Consider the following 1,654-nt stretch of genomic DNA (forward strand, 5'->3'; position numbering starts at 1 on the left):
GCCACGGCGTCGACCGGGGCGTCGAACCCGGTCCCGGGCAGCGGTTTCGCGCCGAGTCCGACGGTGGCCGCCGAGACCATCCGGACGTAGTCGCTCACAGCGTCGTCACCATCGGTCCGGGCAGTAGCGTCGTCACCGGCGCCCCACCGCCAGCGTACTGGGCCGGCGCGGGATCGCTGAGGATCGACAGCGGCTCCGCGCCGGCGGTGGTGATCTCCACCAGCACCGGGTACAGCCGCCCACCGGTGCCGACCGACAGCCGGGCACACCGGCCGTCGTCGCAGTCGACCGGCAGGGTGGCACCGTCGGCGTCGGCCAGCACCCGGGTCTGCCCGGTGTCGGCCAGCTGGGCGGGGCGGACCAGCAGCACCGCCGGAAACCGGTCCAGCCACGGGTCGACGGCGAGCAGCTCCGCCCGCGCGGCGAGCGCATGGTCGATGCTGGTCGGCAGCACGTTGAGCCGGGCCATCGCGGTGGTACGCACGTCGCCGTCGGGAACGGCCACCCGGAGACCGGCCGGATCGCCCGGGTAGCGATGCACCGCGCCGGTGAACTCGCGCCCGGGCGCCAGCCGGACGTCCGGCGCGGCCCCACTGGGTGCGGTGGACTGCACGTTGGTCAGCAGCCCGGTCACCTCGCCGTGTAGCCACATTCGCCGGGTGGTGTACTGGTCCTGCAGCGTCTCGCCGTAGCCGAGGATCTGCCAGGTGTCGGGCACCGGCTCGGTGGCCAAGACTTCGGCGCGCGACACGGTGAAGCCGATCTGGCGGCGCGCCGCCGCGGCGGTCTGCGGCGGCAGTGCCGCGCGGTTGCGGTAGGCGTCGGTCAGCAACCGCAGCAGCCCCCACTCCTCGATGATCCGCCGCGGCCAGTCCGGGTCGGCGAGGTGCCCGGGCAGCGCGCGCAGCCAGCCGGCCACGCCGGGCGCCTTGGCGTCCACCATCCGTTTGGCGATCGGCTCGCTCCAGCGGGCCTACGGGTCGGCGCCCACCCCGGCGATGCCGTTGCGCACCTGGTCGTCCAGCCACCGGTCCAGCTGGTCCAGCCCGTCGGCGACGCTGCGTTCCCGCTCAGCGACCGTCTGCTCACTCGGCGGCCGGGCGGCGGCCCGGGCCGGAGCCTCCTGGTTGCTCACCCAGCGCCGCAGCTCCGCCGACGCCTCGCCGGCGCCGACACCGCCGCCGCACCAGCACAGCAGCAGCCCCACCACGTGCTTGCACGGGAACTGCCGGGACGGGCAGGAGCACTTGTAGGTCCCGGCGAGCAGATTCACCTGCACCCGGTACGCCCGGCCGCTGCCCTGGAAATCGCCCCAGAGCAGCGTCTCGGTGCTGCCGGTGTTCGACCAGCCGGGCGCCGCGGCGAGTCGCTGCCCGGCCGGGTAGGCCTTGCCGGCGAACTCGCGCACCCGCTCCGGCGACCAGCCGGCCGATTCGCCGTCGTCGACCGGTGTCGCGTCCACGGCTCCGACGCTAACCGACGCGAGACCGGTCCGGTGTCCGATCGACGGCGGGTGGTCGGTCCGCGATAATCGCCGGGTGCTGCTCACCGTCACCTCGACCGCACCGGCGGCCACCGAGCTGGGTTACCCGCTGCACAAGCATCCGGATGCCCGGTCTTCGCCGTGCTCGCGCTGGCGTCCGAGCCGGTGGAT

General features: G+C 74.4%; 2 protein-coding genes. Both read right to left on the reverse strand.

The genetic code is table 11. From position 1 onward, the window contains the following. Nucleotides 1-94: 94 nt before the first annotated feature. Nucleotides 95-943 (reverse strand): hypothetical protein, encoded by an 849-nt coding sequence (locus AC2VNT_RS17075; protein WP_486947983.1) that lies wholly within the window; start codon nt 941-943, stop codon nt 95-97. Nucleotides 944-973: 30 nt separating this feature from the next. Continuing rightward, nucleotides 974-1,462 (reverse strand): SWIM zinc finger family protein, encoded by a 489-nt coding sequence (locus tag AC2VNT_RS17080; protein ID WP_486947984.1) that lies wholly within the window; start codon nt 1,460-1,462, stop codon nt 974-976. Nucleotides 1,463-1,654: the final 192 nt, after the last annotated feature.

This window comes from Mycobacterium sp. TH-M15, from assembly GCF_057473705.1.

Excerpts from the sequence above, each read along its gene's own strand:
- AC2VNT_RS17075 (WP_486947983.1), bottom strand. The coding sequence starts at position 943 with ATGGTGGACGCCAAGGCGCCCGGCGTGGCCGGCTGGCTGCGCGCGCTG.